The organism is Protofrankia sp. Cas8, from assembly GCF_963555845.1.
Lineage (GTDB): Bacteria > Actinomycetota > Actinomycetes > Frankiales > Frankiaceae > Protofrankia.
This window is the reverse complement of record NZ_CAUVXI010000311.1, coordinates 1-2,259: the sequence shown is the minus strand read 5'-3', so window position 1 is coordinate 2,259 and position 2,259 is coordinate 1. Positions and strand designations below refer to the sequence as shown.

Annotated in this window: 1 protein-coding gene and 1 pseudogene; one reads left to right on the top strand and one right to left on the bottom strand. The window is 65.5% G+C overall.

Annotation, left to right across the window (positions count from 1 at the left end; genetic code table 11):
* Positions 1–619, bottom strand: a pseudogene (locus U9977_RS25930) (hypothetical protein); the annotation flags it as partial.
* A 616-nt stretch (positions 620–1,235) separates the two neighbouring features.
* Here U9977_RS25930 and U9977_RS25925 point away from each other — a divergent pair.
* Positions 1,236–2,024: an AfsR/SARP family transcriptional regulator gene (locus U9977_RS25925; protein ID WP_322751904.1), complete on the top strand. Its 789-nt coding sequence runs from the start codon at positions 1,236–1,238 to the stop codon at positions 2,022–2,024.
* Positions 2,025–2,259: the final 235 nt, after the last annotated feature.

Genomic DNA, 2,259 nt, shown 5'->3' with positions numbered 1-2,259 from the left:
CATTGCGAGAGCCTCGCAGTGTGATAGCTGCGGCTTCGGTACCCGAGACCCGGATGTTGAACCGTCCCGGGCTCGTCGGCGTACCGCTGGGCTTGCTCTTGGCGTTGATGTCCTTGGCGTCCTTGCCCGAGTAGCGACCGTCGGCCATGGTGATCGTCATCCCTGGCCGGGCGGTGTTGAGCGCGTTTATCAGGCTTGCGACGTCGGCCACCTTCACCTCCGTGCCCGGGGCGACCGGATCCAGCGCGGGAGCGGGTGCCACCGGCGGCGGTGGGGATCCGTCCTGCTGATCCGGGTCCGGGGACGCCGAAAGCGCGGCCTGCACGCCGGCTGTCGTCCCGCCCAGCTGGAAGTTCGCCCGGAACCGGTGGGTTCTCCGGGTCTTGTCCCCATCAGGTTCATACGTATCCGCGATCAGCGAATGCTTGCCGTCGGCCAGGCCGGTCACCTTCACGATGCCGGGATTCACCGTGGTGAGGGGCTTGCTGTCAAGCGTGAAGCGGATGTCTGCTCCGTCATCCGCACCCGCGATCCCCGCGTAGAACGTTGAACCGGTGGGAAAGGTCTGATTGTCGAGGCTCTTCACCACTGTCGACAGGTCACCGGAACTCGATGACACCAACCGTGGGTCCCCGCTGGGAGCAGCTTGTGGCTCTCCGGCGGGCGCTCGACAGGCTGCTACTGAAAGTAGTGAAAACACTACGAAAAGCAATGATGCGGATCGAGTCGTCCGCCGAGCCAAGCTCTTACCCTTGAAATCCGCGAACATACGGGTCCTTCACATCTCGATGTGCTGAGGCAGGGCGAGTATAGGCGATCCAGACGACGGTCGATCACAGCGGTCGATCACGGGGCCTGATGAGATACCTCTTTAATCCATTTCATTTGAACAGCGTGTAACGATTGGGGGGTCGTCCGGAAGGGGTGTTCAACAATGGCTTCAAAACTGTCACACATGAGACGCCGGATGCATCGGGCCTGCCTGCGGCACGGTCGGTGAAGCCGATTACGCGCTGTTGCGTTCACTCGGAGTAATTTCGGTTACTTATGGCGATGGTCTCGCGAATCGTGTCCGCTCGCCCGAGGCGGAGCAGGCGTCGGGGAATTCCCCTGGTTCCCGGTCGCTTCGGCCGGGCGTGCTGACTCGGCCGAACCTAGGGATTTCCCGGAAGCGCAGTGGTGCCCTTGTGTGGTCTCGTCAGCGGGATACGACCGAGACCGGGGGCAGAGCGCTCATGACATCCGTTTCAGTAGACGATCCCGGGATTCCCACGACCGGTGTCCGCATCGGGTTGCTCGACGGGTTCCGGTTGTGCGTGAACCAGCGCAGCGCACCGGTCCCGCTGGCCGCCCAGCGCCTGGTCGCGCTGCTCGCGCTGTGGGACAGGGAAGTCGCCCGTTGCGAGGTGTCGGGAACGCTGTGGCCCGAGGCCAACCAGGCGCAGGCCAACGGCTGCCTGCGCACGGCATTGTGGCGGCTGCGACGCGCCGAGCGGACACTCGTCATCGCGACGCCGACCCATCTCGGCCTGTGTCCCGCGGTACGGACGGACACCGACGAGACGATCGCCTATGCGCGGCGGCTATTGGAACCGGCCGACCGGTGCGACGGACACCCGCTGCGCCCGCAGCCGCTGCTCGGGGTGCTGCTGCCGGGCTGGTATGACGACTGGGTCGTTTTCGAGCGGGAACGGCTCCGCCAGCTCACCCTGCATGCGCTGGAGTCCCTCGCCGACCGACTGTTGGACGCCGGCCGGTTCGGCGCGGCGGCGGATGCCGCCTACGGGGCGATCCGCGCCGATCCGCTGCGGGAGAGCGCACACCGGACGCTCATCCGCGTCCATCTCGCCGAAGGGAACGCGCACGAGGCGCTGCGCACCTACCGTTCCTACGTCGATCTGCTCCAGCGTGAACTCGGCATTGGGCCGTCGATGCAGCTGATATCGCTGATCAGGCCGGTGCTGCCGCGGGAGCCGAGGCATTCGGGCGCCCAACAAGCGGCAGGCCGGGTGACGAGCAGTTGACGCACGGCCGATGTGCGCACGGCCGATGTGATCCACCACTTGGATCAGGGAAGTCACTATGTCGATTGGGCGCTGGGCGGCTTCTGGGGAAGGGTGCAGCAAGAAGCGGGGTTGCGGGAATGATCGACGCCGTTGGTCGTGCGCTCCGCAACGTTACTGCTCAGGCGCGCAGGACGGTGACCAGGCGACCGGACGGGCTGGTCGCCTGCTCAAACCTCGTGCGGTCGGCAATAGG

Excerpts from the sequence above, each read along its gene's own strand:
- U9977_RS25925 (WP_322751904.1), top strand. The coding sequence starts at position 1,236 with ATGACATCCGTTTCAGTAGACGATCCCGGGATTCCCACGACCGGTGTC.